This is a genomic window from Stenotrophomonas sp. YJH_SMC_17, from assembly GCF_059371655.1.
The window spans coordinates 454582-476596 of the sequence record NZ_JCAFUU010000003.1 but is presented as its reverse complement, the minus strand read 5'-3'; the positions used below and the strand labels follow the sequence as shown (position 1 = coordinate 476596).

Here is a 22015-nt window from a genome sequence, read left to right as displayed (position 1 = left end):
CCGACACGGCGCTGTCGCCGCCGCGTGTCATCATTTCCCCCTGGCCCGCGCATGACGCCGGCCCCACCATTCCAGATGCTGGAGACGTTTCCATGAAGATCCGTTACGCCCTCGCCCTCGCAGCGCTGCTGCCGATCCTGGCTGCCTGCAAGGCCGACGACGGCAGCACCAACACCACCGCAGCCCCGGCCGAACCGGCTGCCGCTCCGGCGACCTCCGAACCGGCCGCTCCGGCTGCGGGTACCGAAGGTGCCGCCCCGGCCGCAGCCGAAGGCGAGAAGGCCGCGGCTGAAGCCGCACCGGCCGCCGCACCGGCCCCGACCACCGCCGCACTGACCGGCCCGGCCCCGGTGGAAGGCGCCGACTACCAGGTGATCCCGAACGGCCAGCCGTTCCAGCCGGCCGCTGGCAAGATCGAAGTGACCGAGATCTTCGGCTACGTCTGCCCGGCCTGCGCCGCGTTCCAGCCGCTGGTCGGCCCGTGGAAGGCCGGCCTGCCGAGCGACGTGAACTTCGTCTACGTGCCGGCCATGTTCGGCGGCACCTGGGATGATTACGCCCGTGCCTTCTACGCCGCGCAGACCCTGGGCGTGCAGGAGAAGACCCACGAAGCGCTGTACGCCGCCATTCACTCGCAGAAGACCCTGAAGGGCGAGCGTGGCCGTGACTCGGTGGAGGACATCGCCAAGTTCTACAGCGCCTACGGTGTGGACCCGAAGCAGTTCGCCGCCACCATGGGCAGCTTCGCAGTGAATGCCAAGACCAACTCGGCCAAGCAGTTCGCGCAGCGCAGCCAGATCAGCGGCACCCCGTCGATCATCGTCAACGGCAAGTACCTGGTGAAGGGCAAGAGCTTCCCGGACATGCTGCGCATCGCCGACCACCTGATCGCCCGCGAACGCGGTGCGGCCCAGGCTCACTGATCCAAGAGAAGCGTTTCCCGGCCGTGAATTCCCCCCGTACACGGACCCTGCGCTTGCTGACGGCCAACATCCAGGCCGGCTCAAGTACCCGCCGCTACAGCGACTATGTGACCCGCAGCTGGTCACATGCGCTGCCGGCGGGCCGCAAGCGCAGCAGCCTTGACGCGATCGCCACCCTGGCGCGCGAACATGACATCGTCGGCCTGCAGGAGGCCGACCCGGGCAGCCTGCGCTCGGGCTTCACCAACCAGACCCACTACCTGGCCCAGCGCGCCGGCTTCAACTACTGGAGCCACCAGCCGAACCGGCGTATGGGCGGGGTCGCCTCCAGCGCGAACGGGTTGCTGAGCAAGCTTGAACCGGTGGAAGTGCAGGACCACGCCCTGCCCGGCCGCATCGGCGGGCGTGGCGTGCTGCTGGCCAAGTTCGGTGACGGTGCCGACGGCCTGGCCGTGGCGGTGGCCCATCTGTCGCTGGGCGCGGGCTCGCGGATGTCGCAGCTGGGCTTCATCGCCGAGCTGCTGTCCGACCACCCCAACGCGGTGCTGATGGGCGACTTCAACTGCCTGGCAGAACGCCCGGAAATGCAGGTGCTGTACCAGAAGACCCGGCTGCAGCCGCCCGGCTGCATCGTGCCGACCTTCCCCAGCTGGCGCCCGGACCGCGCCATCGATCACATCCTGGTCAGCAGCGGCCTGCAGACCCGCACCGTGGAAGCCTTACCGGCCGCGTTCTCCGATCACCTCGCCCTGGCGATGCAGATCGACGTCCCGGCTGACGCCCTGCGCTGACCACTGCTGGTGCGTGCCAACCTTGGTTGGCATGTTGCCCAAGGGCTGCGGACAGCTGCTCTTGTGGGTGCGGACCGTTGGTCCGCACGCTCTCGGCCGCGCATGGCCCGGCGCTACCCGGCCTGCACCACCGGCACCTTCAACCGCCTTGCCGTCATCGTGCTGCCCACCGACGCCAGCACCGTGCAGCCGATCGCCAGCCACTGCAGCCCATGCAGGTGCTCGTGCAGCAGCAGCATCGCCCACAGCGCGGCCACCGCCGGTTCCATGCTGATCAGGATGCCGAACGTCTCCTTCGGCAGGCGCTTGAGCGCCATCATCTCCAGCGACATCGGGATCGCGCTCGACACCAGCGCGACCAGCAGGCCCGCCGCCAGGATCGTCGGATCGAGCAGTGCGGCGCCGGCATGCACCACGCCCACCGGTACCACCACCAGCGATGCCGCCAGCAGCCCCAGCGAGACCGAGTGCCCGGCATGCAGATGACCGGCACGCTTGCCGAACACGATATACAGGCCCCAGCACGCCGCTGCGCCCATCGCATACAGCACGCCGGCCGGGTCCAGCGCCGGGCCACCGCCGATCGGCAGCAGCAACAGCAGCCCCACTGCCGCGCAACCCACCCAGAGGAAGTCGATCGGACGTCGTGATGACAGCATCGCCACCGTCAGCGGCCCGGTGAACTCGATGGCCACCGCAATGCCGAAGGGAATGGTGCGCAGGGCCATGTAGAACAGCAGGTTCATCAGGCCCAGGGTGAGGCCGTAGCGCAGGATGGTGATCGCATCCACGCGACTGGTCTTCCAGCGCCACGGCCGCCAGAACAGCAGCAGCAACAACGCGGAGAAGCCCACGCGCAGCGCGCTGGTGCCTTGGGCACCGATCAGCGGGAACAGGTGTTTGGCATAGGAGGTGCCGATGGCCAGCGAGGTGACCGAGCCGAGCACCGCCAGCGCCGGCAACATCGGCGCAAGTCGTGAGGTCTGCATGCGCAAAGTCTATTGCGCCCGCGCCGAGCACTTGGCTCAATTGGCAGCCTGTTCGTGCAACTTCTGCTCACCATGGCCACCGCCCCCGTGCTCGACAGCTTCGACCGCGCCATCCTCGACCTGCTGCAGCGGAACAACGCCCTGCCACAGCGCGAGATCGCCGAGACCGTGCACCTGTCCACCCCGGCCGTGCAGCGCCGCATCAAGCGCCTGCAGGACAGTGGCGTGATTGCCGCCAACGTGGCAGTGGTCGCTGCGGCCAAGGTCGGGCGGCCACTGACCATCATCGTCGAGGTGCGCGTGGTCAGCGAGCACCGTGAACGCGTGGCACCGTTCAAGCACCGTGTGCAGGACGATCCGGCGGTGCAGCAGTGCTACTCGATCACCGGCGACGGCGATTTCCTGCTGCTGCTTTCGGCCGCGTCGATGGAGGAGTACGAGACGATCACCGAGCGCCTGTTCGGCGGCGATGACAACATCGAGCGGTTCCGCACGTCGGTGGCGCTGGGCACGTTGAAGCGGAGCTTCGAGGTGCCGCTGCTGTAGCGTCGGGCCGTGCTCGACGGCATTTGGACTGCATGGCAACAGCCGTCGAGCATGGCTCGACACTACAATCGAAAACCATGAGCACAACACCGTCCCGCGCCCGTCGCCTGCGCCGCTGGTTGCTGCGCGGCCTGTTCCTGGCCATCGCCATCGTTGCGGCGATGGCGTTGTGGAACAGTCCGTGGGCCGTCGCGCCGAGAATGCTCTGGTCGCTGGCCCGGATGCCGCCGGCCACGCAGCTGCCGGTGCCGGTGGACGGCGTGCGTCCACGGCAGATCGCCGATACGTTCGGTGCGCCGCGTGGCCGTGACCGTTCCCACGCCGGCATCGACATCTTCGCCAAGCGCGGAACGCCGGTGCGCAGCGCAACCGCCGGTGTCATCGCCGACGTCCGTGAAGGCGGGCTGGGCGGCCGCCAGGTGTGGGTGATCGGTCCGGCCCGCGAGCGCTACTACTACGCGCACCTGGAGGATTGGGCCGAGGGCCTGGCGCGCGGCCAGGTGGTGCAGCCCGGCGACCTTCTCGGCCACGTGGGCGACAGCGGCAACGCCAAGGGCACCCCGCCCCACCTGCACTGGGGCATCTACGGCACCGACGGCGCGCGCGACCCGCTGCCGCTGCTGCGCTGACCCACCGGTCCCGTGAACGATGGGCTGCGTGCTCATGATTTGTAAATAGGAATAGTTCGTATTACGATTATTTCGTTTCCGGTAGCGCCAGGACGGCCTGCCCGCCCTCTCGCTACCCATAGCGCCTCGCCTCCTGGATGCCGGCTGATGGCGCGTGCTCGCCCAGGACCCCCATGATCCGTTCCGCCTTCCGTACCCCGCAGCCGCAACGGCTGTCCGTTGCCGTGCTCGCCGTTCTCTGCGCCGTCGCCCCGGCCGCCTTCGCCGAAACCGCCGCCGACCCGACCACCCTCGACAAGGTGGTGGTGAAGGGCGAACGCGCCGAAGGCTATTCGGTGCGCCGCACGTCGGCCGGTACCCGCTTCGACCTGGCCCCGCGCGAGATCCCGCAGTCGATCAGCATCATCAGCCACCAGCGCATCGAAGATCAGAACCTGGACGACATCATCGACGTGCTGGCCAACACCACCGGCGTGACCAGCACCCAGTCCGACAGCGAGCGCACCGAGTTCTATGCGCGTGGCTTCTACATCGATGCCTACCAGTTCGATGGCCTGCCCACGCAGATGGTGCAGAACTGGAGCTATGGCGACTCCGGCCTGGACTTGGCGCTGTACGACCGGGTGGAAGTGGTGCGAGGTGCCACCGGTCTGCTCAGCGGTGCCGGCAATCCGTCCGCGTCGGTGAACCTGATCCGCAAGCACGCCGACAGCGCCGAACTGGCCGGCAGCGTGTCGGTGAACGTCGGCAGCTGGGGCCGCACCCGCACCACCGTTGACGTGGGCAGCGCGCTCAACGCCAGCGGCACCGTGCGCGGCCGCGTGATCGGAAGCTACCTGGACACCGACGGCCAGATGGACCGCTACAACCAGCGAAAGACGCTGGGCTATGCGGTCATCGACGCCGACCTGACCCCGGACACGCAGCTGAGCGTAGGCTACGACTACCAGCACAAGAAGGCCACCGCCCCCACCTGGGGTGGCTTCCCGATGTGGTTCTCCGACGGCACCGAAACCAACTATCCGACCTCGTTCAATCCGTCGCCGGACTGGACCTTCTGGGACACCACCAGCAAGCGTGCGTTCGCCACCCTGCAGCACGCCTTCGGTAACGGCTGGAAGTTCAAGATCGGCGCCACCCACGACCGCACCGATGCCGACGACAAGCTGTTCTATCCGTTCTATGGCGGCGGCTTCAACAAGACCACCGGCGCCGGCGTGCTGCCGATGGCCGGCTACTACAAGACCCACCGCAAGGTGGATGGCGTCGATGGTTACGTTGATGGCCCGTTCCAGCTGTTTGGCCGCGAGCACCAGTTCATGGCGGGCCTGAGCTACAACAAGCGCGAGTACGTGAACACCGGCGACTTCCAGTCGGCCTGGGCGCCACTGGACAACTACCTCACCTGGACCGGCAGCTTCCCGGAGCCGAACTGGGCGGCCACGCTGCCGACCCAGAGCCAGGGCACCATCAAGCAGAAGGCCGCCTACGCCGCCACGCGCCTGTCGCTGGCCGATCCGCTCAAGCTGATCCTTGGCGCGCGCTACACCGACTGGAGCCTGGACGGCACCGAAGGCGCAACCCTCAGCCGCTTCAGCCACAAGGTGACCACGCCGTATGCCGGCCTGGTGTTCGACATCAATGACACCTGGTCGACCTACGCCAGCTACACCGAGATCTTCCAGCCGCAGACCTACCGCAACCAGCAAGGCCGCTACCTCGATCCGGTGGACGGCAAGAGCTACGAAGTGGGCGTCAAGGGCGCATGGTTCGACAACCGCCTGAACGCCTCGCTGGCGGTGTTCCGCATCGAGCAGGACAACGTCGCCCAGCAGACCGGCGGCTTCGTCGACGGCTCGGCCAACGAGTACGCCTACGTCGCCGCGCGCGGCACCGTCAGCCGTGGCGTGGAGTTCGAACTGAACGGCGAACTGGCCCCGGGCTGGAATGCCACCTTCGGTGCCTCGCGCTACGTGGCCAAGGACATCAATGGCAGCGACATCAACACCCAGCTGCCGCAGACCGCGATCAAGGCCTACACCAGCTACACCCCGCAGTCGCTGACCGCGCTGACCTTCGGCGGCGGCGTGAACTGGCAGAACGGCATCTACTACACCGACCCGGTGTATGGCCGCTTCAACCAGGATGCCTACGCCCTGGTCGGTGCCTTCGTGCGCTACCGCATCGCACCGCAGTTCAGCGTGCAGGCCAACCTCAACAACCTGCTGGACAAGAAATACTACGCGCAGATCTACGGCTATGGCGGCTATGGCGAAGGCCGCAACGGCTCGCTGACGTTCACCTGGTCGTTCTGAGTAGGCGCAGGGCACGATCGGCTCCGCACCAGTAGAGCCGGGCCCATGCTCGGCTCAGAGCATCAGCCGAGCGTGGCTCGGCTCTACACCCGCAAGGCGGCGCCGGGCCGAGCCCGGCGCCACTCGCTCATCAGAAGCGCAGATCCGCGCGCAGGTACCAGTAACGGCCACGCGGGATGTCGTACGTCGAGGCGTCGTAGCCGTTCAACGAGCACGACAGGCAGATCGGCGGATCCTTGTCGAACACGTTGTTCAGGCCGGCGGTCAGCTGCAGCCCCTTCATCCAGTCGATCTTGTAGCCCACCTGCATGTCATGGAAGGTGGTGGCCGACAGCGTGTTGGTGCCCGCAGCCTGGTTGCTGCACACCGGGAAGGCCGCAGCATCGCCACAGTTCTCGGTCAGCTCGGAGATGTGGCGCACCGTCCAGTTGGCGCTCCAGCGGTCCATCGTCCAGCCGATGCTGGCGTTGCTGGTCCACTCCGGAATCGAGCTGTCAGCCACTTCCACGCCCGGCTTCTGCGGCTGCTTCTGCCCGGCCGCGCCGGTGGCCTCGTAACGGCCGACGAAGGTGTTCTTCCACGCCAGCTTGAACTGGCCGATGGCGGTCTGTGGCAGCGTCCAGAACAGATCCACGTCCCAGCCGTCGGTCTTGATCGACCCCAGGTTGGTCAGGCGGTTGTTGAAGCTGCTGACCGCACCGGTGCTGGCACGGGTAATGCCGTTGCAGTAGATCGGGTCCAGCGTATCCACGCACAGGTCCAGCTGGGTCTGCGCGTTGATCGCCTGGATCGCGCCGTCGATGGCATGGCGGTAGAAGGTCACCTCCACATCGAAGCGCTCCGACCACGAGGCGTTGTTGCCGAACCACGGGCTCCACACGAAGCCGGCACTGAAGCTGCGCGAACGTTCCGGGTCCAGCTCGCGGTTGCCGCCGGTGGTCACCGAGATCTGCGAGTTGGCCTGCTGGAAGCCGGCCGGCACGCCCAGCGCGGCACAGTTGGCCGCGCTGCCACGCGGCGGCGTACCGCCCAGGCCCACCGAGCACGGGTCGAACAGCTGCAGGTCGGCACGGGCCGCCGAGCCGTACAGTTCACCGATCGACGGCGCGCGGAAGCCCTCGGCGTAGGTGGTGCGCAGCACGAAGTCATCGGTCACCTGCCAGCGCAGGCCGTACTTGGGCGTGAACTCGCCGCCGAAGGTGGAGTAGTCCGAATAGCGGCCGGCCAGGCTCAGGTCGAGCTTCTTGCCGAACGGGGAGTCGGCGAAGATCGGCACGCTCAGCTCCAGGTAGGCCTCGTTGACATCATAGGAACCGGAGGTCGGCTGCGACGGCACGCCGTTGTAATGGCCGATCACCGTCAGCGGATCGGGCTGGTAGGAGCCCTTGTACTTGCGGTACTCGAAACCGGTGGCGAAAGACACCGGGCCGGCCGGCAGCGAGAACAGCTCGCTGGACAGGTTGGCGGTGAACAGGCTCAGCTCGTTCTGGCTGCGGTCTCGCACCACCGGCTGGATCCACTCCAGCATGTCCGGGGTGATCGAGCCAGCGCCGCCGAAGATGTTCAGCGGCACGCAGCCCGGCGTGGCCGCGCACACCGCCGGGTCGCCCAGCGCCATGTTCACCTTGTAGATGTCATAGCTGCCGTAGTTGGTCTGTTCGGCCTTGTTCTTGCTGTACATGCCGTTGACGTCCCAGTACCAGCTGCGGTCAGCGGCGTGGAAGTCACCCAACAGGCCGGTGGCGAAGTAGGTGGTGTCCACCTTCTGCTTGAACACGCGCGCACCGCCTTCCACCGGGCGACGACCGATCAGGCTCATGTTGTCGCCGGAAACCAGATCGAAGCCGAACGGGTTGTACGGGTTGAGGGCGGAAACGGTGATGTTGTCGGCCAGCGGATTGCCGGTTGCGCCATCGGGACCGAAGAACAGCGGCTCGGGGCCGGCCTGGTTGGTCGACTCGCGACGGTTGCCAAGCGCCTTGACGTACCACTGCACGTTGTCGGTGATGTCGAAGCGGAACTGCCCGAACAGGCCTTTGCGCTCCGACGGCGTCAGCACCATGTTGTATTCGGCGAAGTTGAAGCGGTCGGCGGTGGTGAAGCAGTGGTAGTCATCCGTGCGGCTGCAACCGGCACTGCCGTCGTAACGCGGATTGCTCACGCCGGTGTTCGGCACGATGTTCTGCACCGCGCCGGTGTTCGGGTCTGTGAACATGAAACGGCCCTGCGGGATGCCACCGCTGCCGAACGCCAGGCCGGTACCGGGAATCGGGAAGCGCGACTGCTCGCGGTCCTTGGCGAAGACCGGGTCCTGCTTGGTCCAGCTGGCGCCCAGGAACAGGCTGAAGCGATCCCCGCTCTTGCCCCAGGCCAGGTCCACGCCCTTCTGCGTGCCGTCGCCCTTGCTGTACTCGCCGTAGTTCAGCGTCACCTGGCCACCATCGAAATCGCGGCGGGTGATGATGTTGACCACGCCAGCGATGGCGTCGGAGCCGTACAGCGACGACGCGCCGTCCTCCAGCACTTCAATGCGCTCGACGATGGCCAGCGGAATGGTGTTGAGGTCGGTGGCCGAGCCCACGCCGGACGCCGAGGATTCATTGACCCAGCGGATGCCATCGACCAGCACCAGCACGCGCTTGGCCCCCAGGTGGCGCAGATCGACCTGCGCCGAACCGGCGCCCACGCCACTGCCATCGGGCGGGAAACCGAAGTTGCCGGACGAGTTGAACTTGGCGTTGAGCGCCGAGCCGGAGCCGGTCAGCTGCTGCAGCACCTCGCCGATCGAGGTCAGGCCGGTGCGTTCGATGTCACCGCGCGTCAACGTCTGGATCGGCACCTGGCCTTCGACTTCAGCGCGCTTGATGCGGGTGCCGGTCACTTCCACCGCGTCCAGGTTGGTGGTGGATTGTGCAGCGGCACCGAGCGGTGCCAGAGCCGTCACGCACAGCGCAACGGCAACCGCCAACGGGCGGTGGTGCAGGTGAATCATTCGCTCTCTCTCCAAAGGAATGTCGGGACATGGACTGCCGCGCTCCCCCCTGCATGGCGGCAGCGTCTCCTTTGTAAACAAACGGTAAACGCCATGGCGTGATGATCGACACTCTTTCACGCAGATTTGACGTAGTTGGCAACCAATCGCGTCAGATGCATGCCGCCGGATACCGGACGGTACTGTTCGAGGCGACGGGTTTCATGCCGGGCACGACAGCACACGCCGAACTTTGCCAGCGGTCATCAAGCGCTCTCGCAAGTGCCGATGCTAGTAACCCTGCGCTGTGACGCGAAGGCCACGCCCCTCGATGGCGAGCAGCACCCGCACCATGTCGCCGTAATCGGTGCTGTCGGCGGTGGTCAGGTGCAGCGAAGGCTGGAGCGCCGGCGGCAACTGCTGGAGCTGAGCGAGGGCGTGCTGCAGTGACGGGTCGTCCAAGGGGCGGTCATTCCAGTAGACGGCACCGGCCGCGTCGAGGCGCAGCGCGATCGATGCCGGTGGCGTGTGCCCGGGCCCCGGAGGACAGACAGTGCGCTGGTGGAACGGGCGCACCGCCGTCGTCTGCGCCATCGGCAAAGTGGTGACCACCAGTGCCAGCACTACCAGCAGCACATCCACCAGCGGTGCCAGATTGATCCCGGACATCAGCGCACGAGCCTGCACGGATGAATAGCGCATACCACGCTCCTTCGCGGATACAGCGGCCCACGTCGGGCAGACCGCGCTGTGCGGGAATCATCGCACGATCGCGATCCGCGCCAAGGTTGTCGCTTCTGCCGCCCCCCCGCATGCGCACCGTCCCGGCAGGATCCATCGTCTACCCATTCCATCCGCGGCGTGCACACGATGCGAAACTGAATTCAGCCAGCCCCCGCTATGCTCATCGCCATGACCCGACGCACTCCCACTACCCTGTCCCTGCTGCCCTTGGCCACCACGCTGCTGATCGGTTGCGCCAACGCCCAGTCCCTCGACGCGCAGAACGCGCAGCTGAAAGCCGCGATCGCTGCCGCCGAACGCGGCCAGTTCGATCCCGGCCAGGCCGGTGCGCTCAGTCGCCACCCGGCCTATGGCTGGCTGGAGTACGCGAACCTGCGTCGCAACATCGACACCGTCGATACCGCGCAGGCCCAGGCCTTCCTCAAGCGCTACGACGGCCAGGCCGTGGCTACTACCTTCCGCAGCGTGTGGCTGCCCTCGGTCGCACGCCGCCAGGACTGGCCGACCCTGCTGGCCAACTGGGCGCCCACCGACAATGTCGGGCTGCGCTGTGCGCAGCTGACCGCGCGCCAGGTCACCGGCAAGATCGATTCGCAGTGGATCAGTGAGGCGCAGGACCTGTGGCGCAAGAACGGCAAGTCGCTGCCGGACGGCTGCGACGCGGTATTCGCCGTGCTGCAGGCACAGGGCGGCCTGAGCGACGCCCTGCGCTGGGAGCGCATCGATGCCGCCGCCGACGCACAGCAGCCGGCCGTGATGCGCAGCGCCGCACGCGGCCTGCCCGCCGCGGACCTGGCGCAGGCCAACAGCTACGCCGCCTTCGTTGACAAGCCCAACGCCAGCGCATTGAACTGGCCACGCAACGAGCGCAGCCGGCGTATCGCCACCGATGGTCTGGAAAAGCTGGCCAAGGCCGACCCGGGCGCCACCGAACAACAGCTGCCACAGTACGCACAGGCCCTCGGCCTGAGTGCGGCCCAACAGGGCCAGGTGCTGTACCAGATCGCCCTGTGGACCGTGGCCTCCTACCTGCCGGATTCGGCGCGCCGCCTCAATGCGGTGCCCGAATCGGCCTATGACGAACGCCTGCACGAGTGGCGTGTTCGCGAAGCAATGTCGCGCGGGGACTGGCCCGCAGCGCTGACCGCGATCCGCAAGATGGGCAGCAAGCAGCGCAGCGACCCGCGCTGGCGCTACTTCGAAGGCCGCATGCTGGAGAAGACCGGCCAGGCCCAGCAGGCGCAGCCGCTGTTCCGCGAGGCCGCGCGCGCACCGACCTTCCATGGTTTCCTTGCCGCCGACAAGCTGCAGCAGGGCTACACGCTGTGTCCGTGGAAGCCGAATGACAGTGCGCAGGCACAGGCGGTGATCGCGCGTGACCCGGCCATCCAGCGCGCGATGGCGCTGTACCAGATCGACCGCACCGGCTGGGCCGTGGCTGAGTGGAACAGCGCGCTGTCGCGCTTCGATGACACCCAGCGCCGGCTCGCCGTGCGCGTGGCGCAGGACAACGGCTGGTTTGATCGCGCCGTGTTCGCACTGGGCAAGCAGCCGCAGGAGCAGCGCCTGTACGACCTGCGCTTCCCGCTGCACCACGACGCCACCATCCGCCGTGAATCAGCACGCAATGCGATCGACCCGGCCTGGGTGGCTGCGGAAATCCGCGCTGAAAGCACCTTCACCCCGCGCGCGCGCTCGCCAGCCAACGCCATGGGCCTGATGCAGGTGCTGCCGGCCACCGGTGCCAGCGTGGCCAAGTCCATCGGCCTGACCGGCTATGGCGGCGCCGACAGCCTGTACGACCCGGACACCAACATCGCCATCGGCACCGCCTACCTGCGCCAGTTGATGAACAAGTACGACGGCCTGCCATACGTGACCATCGCCGCTTACAACGCCGGCCCGACCCCGACCGCGCGCTGGCAGGGGCAGCGCCCGGGCTTTGACCCGGATCTGTGGATCGAGACGATCAGCTACAAGGAAACCCGCGAGTACGTGGCTCGCGTGCTGGCCTTCAGCGTGATCTACGACTGGCGCCTCAATGGTGATGCGCTGCCGTTGAGCGACCGCCTGATGGGCCGCCTGGTCGACAAGCGCAAGAATTTCAGCTGCGCCGCCAACGCCGACCAGGGCGGGGACTGATCACACTGCGGTGGTGCCGGGCGCTGGCCAGCATCGGCCGATGTTCCGGGGTTGCCGGCCAACGGCCGGCACTACCGTGCGATCATCCCCCCATGAAGATCTATCTTGTCGGCGGCGCCGTGCGCGACCGCCTGCTGCAGCGCCCTGCCGGTGATCGCGACTGGGTCGTGGTCGGCGCCACGCCCGCGCAGATGGAAGCGCTGGGCTACACCGCGGTGGGCCGTGATTTCCCGGTATTCCTGCACCCGAAGACCGGCGAGGAATACGCGCTGGCGCGCACCGAGCGCAAATCCGGCCGTGGCTATCGCGGCTTCGTGGTCGATGCCGATCCGGCGGTGACGCTGGAAGAGGACCTGCAGCGCCGCGACTTCACCATCAACGCGATTGCCTGCGACGAGGACACCGGCACGCTGGTCGATCCCTATGGCGGCGTGCGCGATCTTGAGCAGCGCGTGCTGCGCCACGTCGGCCCCGCCTTCGTCGAAGACCCGCTGCGCGTGCTGCGCGCGGCACGCTTCATGGCCCGTTTTGCGCCACTGGGCTTCAGCGTCGCCGAAGAGACCATGGCACTGATGCGCGAGGTGGCCGCCAGCGGCGAGCTGGACGCGCTGGTGCCCGAGCGCGTCTGGCAGGAGCTGCGCAAGGCGCTGGTCAGTCAGCGGCCCTCCGCGTTCCTGCGCACATTGCACGATGCGCGTGCACTGGGCCCGATCCTGCCCGAACTGGAAGCGCTGTACGGCGTGCCGCAGCGTGCCGAATTCCACCCGGAAGTCGACACCGGCATCCACCAGGAAATGGTCAGCGACATGGCTGCCAGCCTGGCGCCGGGCGATGACCTGGTGGGTTTCGCCGCGCTCACCCACGACCTCGGCAAGGGTCTGACGCCACCGGAAGAATGGCCGCGCCACATCATGCACGAGCAGCGCGGCATCAAGCCGTTGAAGGCATTGTGCGCGCGGCTGAAGGTTCCCACCGAGCACCAGCAGCTGGCCGAGGCGGTCTGCCGCGAGCACTTGAACGTGCACCGCATCGACGAACTGCGCGATGCCACCGTGCTGGAACTGCTGGGCCGCTGCGATGCGCTGCGCCGGCCGGAGCGCGTGGCCCGCATCGCGCTGTGCTGCGAGGCTGACAAGCGCGGACGGCTGGGATTTGAGGACAGCGACTACCCGCAGGGCGAGACGCTGAAGCGCCTGCACCAGGCGGCGTTGTCAGTACAGGCGCGGGATCTGGATACCACGCACCTGAAGGGGCCGGCCATTGGCGAGGCGCTGGCCAAGGCGAGGGTGAAGGCGATTGCGGCGGCACGGTGATCCGCAACGGTCGCCACCGCTATTGGTAGTGCCGGCCGCTGGCCGGCAACCAGAAAATCGCGGGATCAGTGCGCCATGCCGCGGGTAATCGCCGCAGCACGCTGCTTCAGTTGCGCCACCGCATCGGGAATCATCTCCATGCCCACGTCCAGGCCCGGGTTCAGCACAAGCCCGACGCCGTCGCCGATACCGGCCAGCAGCGCGTGCACCGCGATGGGCATGGCATGGGCGAACTGCGGCAGCTGCTCATGCCACAGGCCAGCGCGCTCGGGCGCAGTGAACACCGCGAACATCGGTTCGCCGCTTTCGCTGGTCAGCACCAGCGGCGAGATGCTCTCGTCCCAGGCGCCATCTTCGCCAATGGCCTTGTCCAGCAGCACGAACGCCGTCGAGGTCAGCAGGCCGTCGAGGAACTGCGACGCGGTCAGCGTGCCGTCCTGGGCCTGCAGCAGGCGCACCTCGAGGTCGTTGAGGGGGTCGAACGGGGTGTCGTGGTCCATGGTCGCTTCCGGTACGTGATTGCAGGGCAGACTTTAACAGGCCCGGTCCTCAACCGAGGAATCCGTGCCGCCACAGCCAGCCCAGGGAGGCCAGCCCAGCCAGGCCCACCAGCATCAGTGGCAGGCCAAAGCGGTGCCGCCACGGGATCGGCACCCCGCCCAGCTGCTGGTCCATGGACTCGGTGTCCAGCACCCAGCCGTGTTCGCACCGGGTGCACGCCAGCTCGTAGCGGCGCTGGTAGGTGAAGCCGAACAGCAGGTCGATGCGCGCCATTTTGTAGCGCAGCTGCGGGGCGAACTCGGTTTCCGCCCCACAGCGCAGGCAGTGGTGGGCTTCGGTGGGGCCGACGATCAGCACCCGTTCCTGTTGGCCGATCAGGATCATGGATCAGCGCGCCTGGCAGGCGGGCTGGGCCAGCAGCCAGGCTTGGGCGGCGGCAAGGGTGGCCGCATCGCCTGTCGTCGGTTCATCCGGAGTAATCCTGGCACCGGCACCAACGCCAGTGCGGTCTTTCATCACCGCGGTCGTCATCGAAAACACGCTGCCATCCACCAAGGTGCGCGTGACGTTGCTTGTCGAGAAGCCCGCTGTCGACTGCCCGAAACTCCGCGCCTGTGGCCGCCCCCTGAACGACAGCATCGTTGCTTCGCCAGAGCTGGCGGTATTCGACCCGACCAGAACGGCGACGGGCGCGCCGGGCTGCTTGAGGGAATACCCCGGTCGACCGAATCCCAGCGTGGGACGACCATCGACCTGCACCATGGTCGGCGTCAGACTCCAGCGCTGCGGCCCGCGGGCAGTAGCAAACGACCCGACCTCTTCCACGCCTGTCGACGAAGTGCGCAGCAACGGTGCAACACCCAGCAGCATCGGCCACATGTTGCCCCCACTGTTGCTGCGCAGATCAACAATCCAGCCACAGCGATCGCCGCTGTCCTTGCCACGGATGACATCCTGCCATTGCAGGGCGCGCTGGATGTCCTGATTGAACTCGTCCTGCCGCGTAGCCCGTGGCGTAGGGGCATAGCCTTCGATGACCACCCAGCCAATGCGTGCATCGACTGCACCAGCCACTTTCGCCTTGGCAACGGCCTCAGCGCCGACCTGCTTCGAGCGCTCCGTGACTTCACGCTTGCGTGCAAGCGTCATCCAGACACCATGGCCCCCGGTGCTCTCCACGATGATCTCACGCAGGGCGGTATGCAACGCACCCGGGTACGCCTGCAACGACGCCAGGCGCTTTCGAGCGGCAGGCCAGTCCACCTTGTCCCGATACAAGGCTTCATGCTCGAGCAGATCCAGGATCTGCACCTGTGCATCCGGCGAAGGTATTTCGGTGGTGGACGCAGCGGCGGCCGTTGCGTTGGCTGCCAGAAGGATCAGCATCAGTGCACCAATCCCACGCAGTCCCTTGCGCATCTGCATGCGACGTTTCCTTGTCGTTGGGTCAGATCTACAGCATAGCCGTGGCGGATCATGCTCGCCATTGCGCGGATAGCCGTTGTAGAACCGAGTCCATGCTCGGCTTTGGAGGAGCACGACTGACGCAGCCGAGCATGGCGCGGCTCTACAGAGTCATGACGGTGGCAGGATTCGTGTCGACTCAGGTCGACACCCACCAGAGCGGTTCATGCCGCCGGGCATGGCCCGGCGCTACCAGTCCGCGCGCAGGCCGATGTTGCCTTCGATGATGCGGCGCTTCTCGTTGCGGTCACCGCCCAGTTCGCGGGTGTAGTCGGCCATCGCGTACGCGCTGATGGTGCGGTTGAAGCGCCCGACCACGCCCACACCGGCTTCGAGCGCGCGTGAGCGCTGCGAATTGATGATCGTGTCGTCGTCGAAGCGGATGCGATCCTCTCCAGAACGGCCATGCCAGTAGTTGAGCTTGAAGTACGGCTGCCAGCCGTCGTCAGCCAGCTGGTAATCGCCGGCAACGCGCAGGCCGACGCGGCCGGTCCAGGCGTTGTCGTTGTCGAAACGCACGCGCGACACCTCATCGCGGCGGTCGTCCAGCGACGTGCGTTGCCAGATCACCTGCACCTGCGGTTCCAGCCACCATGCGGACTGCCCGACGTGCAGCAGCGGCTTGCCCGCCTCCACCGACACGCTGGTGCCATCGCCCTTGATGCCGAAGCCGAGCCCACGCGAGGAACGCACGCGGCCGTCGTAGCGGCTCTGCATCGCCACGGCGTCGATGTAGCCGCCACTGCTGTCGGTGAAGGTCCAGTACAGGCCCACGTGCTTGTCGTCCAGGCGGTTCTGGCCCACCTGCACGTTCTCCCAGCCCAGCGCCAGACCCGTGGTCCTGCCCTGCGCGCGGGTGCGACCGACGAACACGCCGATCTGGTTGCGATGGTTGTCGGAGGCAGCGGCCCACACGTCCAGACCCGCCTGCAGGCCCATCACATCGCCATCGAAGCCCGGCTGCGCATCCTCCTTCCAATGGATCTCGCTGCTCTGCCCCACCAACCGCCCCCAGGCGGTGCGGAACGCGCCCTGGTTGTACAGCAGGCGCTGCTCGCCCTGCCGCTCGTGGAAGGTACCGAGGCTGGCCAGCGAGGTCTCGCGCAGCAGCGGCGGCACCACCGCATAGGCGGCGGTCTCCACGCGGTACAGCGGTACCACTGTGCCCTCGGCGGGGCGTGCACCCGGCGTAGGCGGCGCGCCGGTGCCGGGCAGCGCACCGCCGGCCACCGGCACGTCCGGCACGGCCGGATCGCTGGGTGGCGCCACCGGCACCGGTTCCGGCGGCGGTGGCGGCGGTGCGGTCTCGCCCGCGGTCAGGTCCGGATCGGTGGCGCCTTCGGGCGGCGGTGGCGGCGCAGGGGTGATCGGCGGCGGCGGGGCCACGGGAGGCGTCAGCGGTGGCGGTGTCGCGCTGCCGCCACCGTTGGGTGCTGGCGTCGGCCCGGTCACCAGCGTCGAACGCAGGTACCAGTTCTCTGCGGTACCGGCACTGACACCGCCCTTGAACAGGAAGTACTCGTAGGCACCGGCCGCGACCGGTGCGAACAGCGAGAACGCGCCCGGCGCGGTGCGGCCACCATTCAAGGCCTGCACCACCAGGATGCCGTCGGCCAGCGTGGCCGCGCCGCTGCCGCCGGCGTTGAGCACGCCGATGCCGGTGGTCCCGGTGGCAGTACCGCCGTCGATCACCAGACGGTCGCTGGTGGAGTTGTCCGCGCCCAGCACAGTGCGCAGGTACAGGCCACCACCGTCTCCGCGGTAGTTACCACGCACGGTGAACACGTCGCCAGCGCCGGTGCCGGTCAGGTCGATGCGCCCGGCATTGACCATCTCCACCAGTGCACCACTGTTGAACGGACGGATGGCATGGCCGCCGCTGCCCGCGTACACAGTACTGGTGTCATCCACCGTGAGCGTGCCGGTGCCGGTACTGCTGTCGCCCAGCACCAGGTCGCCATCGAAGCTCAGCTCCGTGCTGTTGGCCAGGTTGATGGTCTCCCAGTTCTGGAAGCGGCCCACGCCGGCGGTCTTGACGTTGCTGAGGTTGAGCTGGTCGATGCCGCTGCCACCGTCGAACAGCGGCACCGCGCCAAGGTTGCCCTGGTTGAGGTTGCCGAGGGTGGCCACGTCGTTGTCCGGCCCCATGTCGATCGCACCGTAGACGATGCCACCGCCATTCCAGTTGAAGGTGTCATCGCCGGTACTGAGCAGCACCTGCCCGCGCACGGTGCCGTCGGTGATGGTCACGCTGTCGTTGCCGCCGCTGACGCTGATGTTGCCGCCGATATAGGCCGTGCCAGAAATGATGATGGTGTCGGTGTCGAAGCCGGTCACCACGTTGCCATCCACGGTACCGCCGGACTGGTCCCACAGGTTCTTGTCCAGCTTCATGTTGACGCGGCCGATGCGGCCTGCGGTCATCCAGGCCTGGTCGCCATCCTCGAACGCACCGATGATGCGGCCACCGCTCATGCGGAAGGTATCGATGTTGTCGCCCTGCTGCAGCGCGCCGATCGTGCCGCCACTCATGACGAAATCATCGCGGCCACTGCCCTGCGCCACCACGCCGGTGACGGTGCCACCGGTGACGGTCATCTGGTCATCGCCACTGCCCTGGTCGACGCTGTCGATCGTACCGTTGCCCAGCACCAGCACGTCGTTGCCATCGCCCTGCAGGACGCCGCCGCTGATGCTGCCGGCCTGCATGTCCAGGCGGTCATTGCCGGCACCGAACTGCACGCCGGTGCGCCCGCTGATCGTTCCGCGGTTGACCAGCACGCTGTCGCCCGCGCCGACGAACTGCAGCGCGGTGTTGTTGCCGGTACTGATGCTGCCCGCATTTTCGACGCGGCTGCCACCACCGAGCTGGACCGCCACGCCGCCCACCGAACTGATCGTGCCCAGGTTGGACAGCAGGTGCCCGCCAGCACCCACCAGCGCAATGGCGCTGGCGCCGCCGCTCTGCTGCAGCTGCGCTCCGCTGTCGACGTTGACGGTGACGCCGGCCGCGCCCGTGGCGGTGATCGGCACCGTCTGCGGATTCGGTGCATTGGCATCGCAGGTGACGGTCTGGCCCGCAACCGGAGCGACGGTGTCACAGCCGGCCCAGGCGGCGCCGGCGGTCAGCAGCATGATGGACGGGACGGTCAGGGCCTGCAGCACGGAAACCGTGAGGCGGCATGGACGGAAAGCGCGCGGAACGGCACGGGGCATACAGCACTCCTGGACAGGGGATCAGGAACTGCGGATATGCGGTACTGCGCAGGCAGTCTGCCGTGTGGTGAACGGTTTCGACAGGTGAAATTTCGTGGCGGCCATCACAGTTCAGTTGCGAACTTGATGGAGCATCACCTCACATCCACGTGGCTGAAACTCTTCATCTTTGCGGCGAACACAGGCCGCCGCGGAAAGCATCCACGCATGGCGTGGATGAGATGCCGTCAGATCTTCAGATAGATCTTCCGCCGGTCCAGCCACCCCGCCACGCCCCACCACAGCGCGACGAACGCCAGCGCCTGCAGCATCGATGCCAACTCAAGCGCCTGCGGCATCGCGGCGGCCAGTTGCTGCCAGATCCAGCTCCAGGCACCGCTGGCCATCAACGCCACCGACATCACCGAGGCCCCCAGATACGCGGTGATCGCATTGACGCCGAAGCGCCGGCCCAGCGCCGGCCATCCCTTCTGGTCGATCAGCACGTGGCCCAACCACAGTGCCAGCGCGGCCAGGCCACCGGTCCACAGCACGTAGCTGGGCGTCCACAGCTGCTTGTTCAACGGCAGCACCGTGGCCAGCAGCAGCCCCAGCACGGCGGTTGCCACACCCAGGCCAGCCAATGCCGCCGCACGACCGCTGCGCAGCAGACCACCGGCCAACAGGCCGAGCACGGTACTGGCCAGCGCACCCAGCGTGCTCAGCAACCCTTCCGGGTCATGGCCCAGCCCGGTATCGGCCTGCCACTGGTAGATCCAGGGGGCGAACAGCGTGGTGTCCAGGCGGCTGGCCGGGTTGGTCCATGGCGCCACGTCACCGATGCCCAGCAGCAGCGCGGTGTAGCCCACCAGCAGCGTGACCAGCACGCCCACCTGCACGCGCGGCCGCGCATACACCGCCAGCACACCCACCAACGCTGCGCACACCGCAATCCGTTGCAGCACGCCCCAGATGCGGAAGTGATGGGTATGCAGCGCCCACCAGATCAGCAGGTGCAGCAGCGCACCGGCCACCAGGATGCGCAGCGCGCGCTCCAGTACGCCGCGCGCCAACGCCGGTCGCGCCGCCGTATCCTGCGCGCGCGGTGCCACGCTGAAGGCCATCGACACGCCCACCAGGAACAGGAAGAACGGGAACACCAGGTCGGTGGGCGTGCAGCCGTGCCATTCCGAATGGCGCAGCGGTGCGAACACCGCACTCCAGTCTCCCGGGTTGTTGACCAGCAGCATCGCCGCCACGGTGATGCCGCGCAGGGCATCGATCGAGCCCAGGCGGCGTGGCGGCGTACTGTTCATCAGGCGGCCTCGTACTGTCCGGCAATCCAGGTACCGCGCACCTGCAGGGCTTCGTCCAGCAGCACCAGGTCGGCCTGGTAGCCCTCGGCGATATGGCCCAGGCGGTCGTCGACGTTGAGGAACTGCGCCGGATAGGTCGACGCCATGCGTGCAGCTTCGGCCAGCGGTTGGCCAAGCAGCTGCACGGTATTGCGGACGGCGGTGGCCATGTCCAGCGCAGAACCGGCCAGCGAACCGGCGGCATTGCGTACCACACCATCGATGGCGGTGATGGTTTCGCCATACAGCACGTAACTGGGATCGTCGGCACCGACCGGCGGCATCGCATCGGTCACCAGCAGCAGGCGACCACGCGGCTTGGCCGCCAGTGCCACGCGCAGGCTGGCCGGGTGCACATGCACGCCGTCGACGATGATGCCGATCCAGCTATCGCGGTCTTCCAGCGCAGCGCCCACCGCACCGGGCTCACGGCCCTGCAACGGCGACATCGCGTTGTACAGGTGAGTGAAGCCGCGCACGCCCGCATCCAGGCCGGCGCGGATTTCTTCGTAGGTGCCTGCGGTGTGGCCGGCGGCGACGATCACGCCCCGCTCGACCAGTGCACGGATGGTCTCCAGCGGCACGCGCTCCGGCGCCAGCGTCAGTAGGGTCACGCCGTTGTCCAGCGACGCGGCCAGTGCGATCTCTTCTTCATCCGGCACGCGGAACTTGCTGGCATCGTGCGTGCCCTTGCGCGTCGGCGCGATGTACGGGCCTTCCAGGTGGATGCCGATCACCCCCGGCACGCCCTGCGCGATGGCCTCGCGCATCGCACCGATGGCTTCGCGCATCACCGCCACGTCATCGCTGATCAGCGTGGGCAGCATCGCGGTGGTACCGAAACGGCGATGGGCCTGCGCGATGGTGCGCAGCGCCGCCACGTCCGGCGTGTTGTTGAACAGCGCGCCGCCGCCGCCATTGACCTGCACGTCGATGAAGCCGGGCAGCAGCCAGCCGCCGCCCAGGTCCACCTGCTCGGCCGCGTGGCCGAGCTGCGGCGCGGCATCGGGCAGCAGCGCGCTGATGCGGCCGTCTTCGATCACCACCGCCAGGTCGTCGCGGAACTCATCGCCCGCCAGGATGCGGGCGTTGCGCAGCACGGTCGCCATCACACGGTCTCCGTCACCTTGTTCAGGTGCGGCGGCAGATCCGGATTGAAACCACGGCGCAGCGCCAGCGTGTTGATTGCGCGGTAGAAGCTCTGCACGGTCAGCAACGGTGCGCACAACGGATGCGGCGCGGCGGCCACCGGCAGGTTTCCACCGGCACCGGCCAGCCACACCTGCGCGCCGCGTGCGGTGAACTCATCGACCACCGCACGGGTACCGGCGCCGGTTTCGTCCGGCTGGGCGAAGGCCAGCACCGGGAAGCCGCGGTCGACCAGCGCCATCGGGCCGTGCTTGACCTCGGCCGAGCTGTAGGCCTCGGCGTGCAGGCTGCAGGTTTCCTTGAACTTCAGCGCGGCTTCCTGCGCTGCCCCCAGGCCCAGGCCACGGCCGAGCACGAACAGGTTGGTGGCGTCGACCAGGCCCTCGGTCACCGCGCTCCAGTCGCACTGCCACGCTTCGCGCATAGCATCGGGCAGCAGGTCCAGCGCGTTGCGCAGGCTGCTGTCCTGCTTCCAGTACGCGGCCAGCTGCAGCAATGCGGCCAGCGAGGCCAGGTAGCTCTTGGTCGCGGCCACGCTCTTCTCGGCACCGGCATGCAGCGGAATGACCGTGTCGGCCAGCTGCGCCAGCGGCGAGTCTTCGACGTTGACCAGCGCGACCACGCGCGCGCCCGCCGCCTTGGCGGCCTCGGCGTTGCGCAGCAGGTCCGGGCTCTTGCCCGACTGCGAAATGACGATGAACAGCGCGCCACGCAACTGCAGCGGCGCGGCATAGACCGAGCCCACCGACGGCGACGCGGAGGCGACCACCAGGCCCAGCTGGGTTTCCAGCAGGTACTTGCCGTAGGTGGCGGCATGGTCCGAGCTGCCGCGGGCGCAGGTGACCACGAACGGCGGCGGTGCTGCGCGCAGGCTGGCGGCCAGGGTTTCCATGGTGGCGTGGTTGCGCGAGAACTGGCGGGCAACCACGTCAGCCGCTTCAGCGGCCTCGGCGAACATCAGGGTGGCGGTGGGGTCTGACAGCGACAT

At 67.5% G+C, this 22015-nt stretch carries 17 protein-coding genes; 7 read left to right on the top strand and 10 right to left on the bottom strand.

All coding sequences use genetic code 11. From position 1 onward, the window contains the following. Positions 1–92: 92 nt before the first annotated feature. Positions 93–923: a thiol:disulfide interchange protein DsbA/DsbL gene (locus AC5P8Z_RS11915; RefSeq protein ID WP_295566903.1), complete on the top strand. Its 831-nt coding sequence runs from the start codon at positions 93–95 to the stop codon at positions 921–923. Positions 924–976: 53 nt separating this feature from the next. Then, entirely contained in the window at positions 977–1714 is a 738-nt protein-coding gene (locus AC5P8Z_RS11910; RefSeq protein WP_286072061.1) for an endonuclease/exonuclease/phosphatase family protein, read from the top strand. Between the two features lie 113 nt (positions 1715–1827). Here the strand turns inward: AC5P8Z_RS11910 and AC5P8Z_RS11905 are convergent, their stop codons facing one another. Then, positions 1828–2703 (bottom strand): EamA family transporter, encoded by an 876-nt coding sequence (locus tag AC5P8Z_RS11905; protein WP_495229098.1) that lies wholly within the window; start codon positions 2701–2703, stop codon positions 1828–1830. A 72-nt stretch (positions 2704–2775) separates the two neighbouring features. On the opposite strand from AC5P8Z_RS11905, the gene AC5P8Z_RS11900 reads away from it, so the two are divergent. The 3 genes from AC5P8Z_RS11900 (at position 2776) to fhuE (ending at position 6193) form a co-directional block, all read left to right on the top strand. Beyond that, complete coding sequence (locus AC5P8Z_RS11900; RefSeq protein WP_495229097.1) at positions 2776–3249, top strand: Lrp/AsnC family transcriptional regulator; 474 nt, start codon at positions 2776–2778, stop codon at positions 3247–3249. 77 nt (positions 3250–3326) lie between these two features. Continuing rightward, the gene (locus AC5P8Z_RS11895) at positions 3327–3878 is read left to right on the top strand and encodes a M23 family metallopeptidase (RefSeq protein ID WP_286069881.1); all 552 of its coding nucleotides are present in this window, start codon (positions 3327–3329) and stop codon (positions 3876–3878) included. Between the two features lie 173 nt (positions 3879–4051). Continuing rightward, positions 4052–6193, top strand: coding sequence for a ferric-rhodotorulic acid/ferric-coprogen receptor FhuE (fhuE, locus tag AC5P8Z_RS11890; RefSeq protein ID WP_286069882.1), 2142 nt, complete (start codon positions 4052–4054; stop codon positions 6191–6193). A 130-nt stretch (positions 6194–6323) separates the two neighbouring features. Here fhuE and AC5P8Z_RS11885 read toward each other — a convergent pair whose 3' ends face one another. Together AC5P8Z_RS11885 and AC5P8Z_RS11880 are read right to left on the bottom strand one after the other, a co-directional pair. After that, positions 6324–9185 carry a TonB-dependent receptor plug domain-containing protein gene (locus AC5P8Z_RS11885; RefSeq protein WP_495229096.1) on the bottom strand — a complete coding sequence of 954 codons (2862 nt, stop codon included), beginning with the start codon at positions 9183–9185 and terminating at the stop codon, positions 6324–6326. A 270-nt stretch (positions 9186–9455) separates the two neighbouring features. Next, entirely contained in the window at positions 9456–9866 is a 411-nt protein-coding gene (locus AC5P8Z_RS11880; protein WP_286069884.1) for a biopolymer transporter ExbD, read from the bottom strand. A 198-nt stretch (positions 9867–10064) separates the two neighbouring features. Here AC5P8Z_RS11880 and AC5P8Z_RS11875 point away from each other — a divergent pair, with 198 nt between their 5' ends. Continuing rightward, positions 10065–12050 carry a transglycosylase SLT domain-containing protein gene (locus AC5P8Z_RS11875; protein ID WP_495229095.1) on the top strand — a complete coding sequence of 662 codons (1986 nt, stop codon included), beginning with the start codon at positions 10065–10067 and terminating at the stop codon, positions 12048–12050. 92 nt (positions 12051–12142) lie between these two features. Further along, positions 12143–13363, top strand: coding sequence for a multifunctional CCA addition/repair protein (locus AC5P8Z_RS11870; protein ID WP_286069886.1), 1221 nt, complete (start codon positions 12143–12145; stop codon positions 13361–13363). A 65-nt stretch (positions 13364–13428) separates the two neighbouring features. Here AC5P8Z_RS11870 and AC5P8Z_RS11865 read toward each other — a convergent pair whose 3' ends face one another. The 7 genes from AC5P8Z_RS11865 to AC5P8Z_RS11835 all read right to left on the bottom strand — a co-directional run bounded on the left by AC5P8Z_RS11865 (position 13429) and on the right by AC5P8Z_RS11835 (position 22015). Continuing rightward, a complete protein-coding gene (locus AC5P8Z_RS11865) occupies positions 13429–13863 on the bottom strand; it encodes an SseB family protein (RefSeq protein ID WP_049429399.1) in 435 nt (144 codons plus the stop codon). A gap of 49 nt (positions 13864–13912) precedes the next feature. Beyond that, complete coding sequence (locus AC5P8Z_RS11860) at positions 13913–14248, bottom strand: hypothetical protein (RefSeq protein ID WP_286069887.1); 336 nt, start codon at positions 14246–14248, stop codon at positions 13913–13915. 3 nt (positions 14249–14251) lie between these two features. Then, complete coding sequence (locus tag AC5P8Z_RS11855) at positions 14252–15289, bottom strand: S41 family peptidase (protein WP_286069888.1); 1038 nt, start codon at positions 15287–15289, stop codon at positions 14252–14254. Between the two features lie 228 nt (positions 15290–15517). Beyond that, positions 15518–18544, bottom strand: coding sequence for an autotransporter family protein (locus tag AC5P8Z_RS11850; RefSeq protein WP_286069889.1), 3027 nt, complete (start codon positions 18542–18544; stop codon positions 15518–15520). Between the two features lie 227 nt (positions 18545–18771). Further along, complete coding sequence (locus tag AC5P8Z_RS11845; protein ID WP_495229094.1) at positions 18772–19839, bottom strand: acyltransferase family protein; 1068 nt, start codon at positions 19837–19839, stop codon at positions 18772–18774. After that, positions 19839–20987, bottom strand: coding sequence for an N-acetylglucosamine-6-phosphate deacetylase (nagA, locus tag AC5P8Z_RS11840; RefSeq protein WP_495229093.1), 1149 nt, complete (start codon positions 20985–20987; stop codon positions 19839–19841). Before nagA ends, AC5P8Z_RS11845 begins: the two co-directional genes overlap by 1 nt. Further along, positions 20987–22015, bottom strand: a complete 1029-nt coding sequence (locus AC5P8Z_RS11835) for an SIS domain-containing protein (RefSeq protein ID WP_286069892.1) — start codon at positions 22013–22015, stop codon at positions 20987–20989. Before AC5P8Z_RS11835 ends, nagA begins: the two co-directional genes overlap by 1 nt.

Coding starts and splice junctions, on each gene's coding strand:
- AC5P8Z_RS11900 (WP_495229097.1), top strand. CDS start 2,776: ATGGCCACCGCCCCCGTGCTCGACAGCTTCGACCGCGCCATCCTCGAC.
- fhuE (WP_286069882.1), top strand. CDS start 4,052: ATGATCCGTTCCGCCTTCCGTACCCCGCAGCCGCAACGGCTGTCCGTT.
- AC5P8Z_RS11885 (WP_495229096.1), bottom strand. CDS start 9,185: ATGATTCACCTGCACCACCGCCCGTTGGCGGTTGCCGTTGCGCTGTGC.
- AC5P8Z_RS11865 (WP_049429399.1), bottom strand. CDS start 13,863: ATGGACCACGACACCCCGTTCGACCCCCTCAACGACCTCGAGGTGCGC.
- AC5P8Z_RS11905 (WP_495229098.1), bottom strand. CDS start 2,703: ATGCAGACCTCACGACTTGCGCCGATGTTGCCGGCGCTGGCGGTGCTC.
- AC5P8Z_RS11845 (WP_495229094.1), bottom strand. CDS start 19,839: ATGAACAGTACGCCGCCACGCCGCCTGGGCTCGATCGATGCCCTGCGC.
- AC5P8Z_RS11860 (WP_286069887.1), bottom strand. CDS start 14,248: ATGATCCTGATCGGCCAACAGGAACGGGTGCTGATCGTCGGCCCCACC.
- AC5P8Z_RS11875 (WP_495229095.1), top strand. CDS start 10,065: ATGCTCATCGCCATGACCCGACGCACTCCCACTACCCTGTCCCTGCTG.
- AC5P8Z_RS11850 (WP_286069889.1), bottom strand. CDS start 18,544: ATGCCCCGTGCCGTTCCGCGCGCTTTCCGTCCATGCCGCCTCACGGTT.
- AC5P8Z_RS11915 (WP_295566903.1), top strand. CDS start 93: ATGAAGATCCGTTACGCCCTCGCCCTCGCAGCGCTGCTGCCGATCCTG.
- AC5P8Z_RS11895 (WP_286069881.1), top strand. CDS start 3,327: ATGAGCACAACACCGTCCCGCGCCCGTCGCCTGCGCCGCTGGTTGCTG.
- AC5P8Z_RS11835 (WP_286069892.1), bottom strand. CDS start 22,015: ATGTCGCTGTCAGACCCCACCGCCACCCTGATGTTCGCCGAGGCCGCT.
- AC5P8Z_RS11870 (WP_286069886.1), top strand. CDS start 12,143: ATGAAGATCTATCTTGTCGGCGGCGCCGTGCGCGACCGCCTGCTGCAG.
- nagA (WP_495229093.1), bottom strand. CDS start 20,987: ATGGCGACCGTGCTGCGCAACGCCCGCATCCTGGCGGGCGATGAGTTC.
- AC5P8Z_RS11855 (WP_286069888.1), bottom strand. CDS start 15,289: ATGCAGATGCGCAAGGGACTGCGTGGGATTGGTGCACTGATGCTGATC.
- AC5P8Z_RS11880 (WP_286069884.1), bottom strand. CDS start 9,866: ATGCGCTATTCATCCGTGCAGGCTCGTGCGCTGATGTCCGGGATCAAT.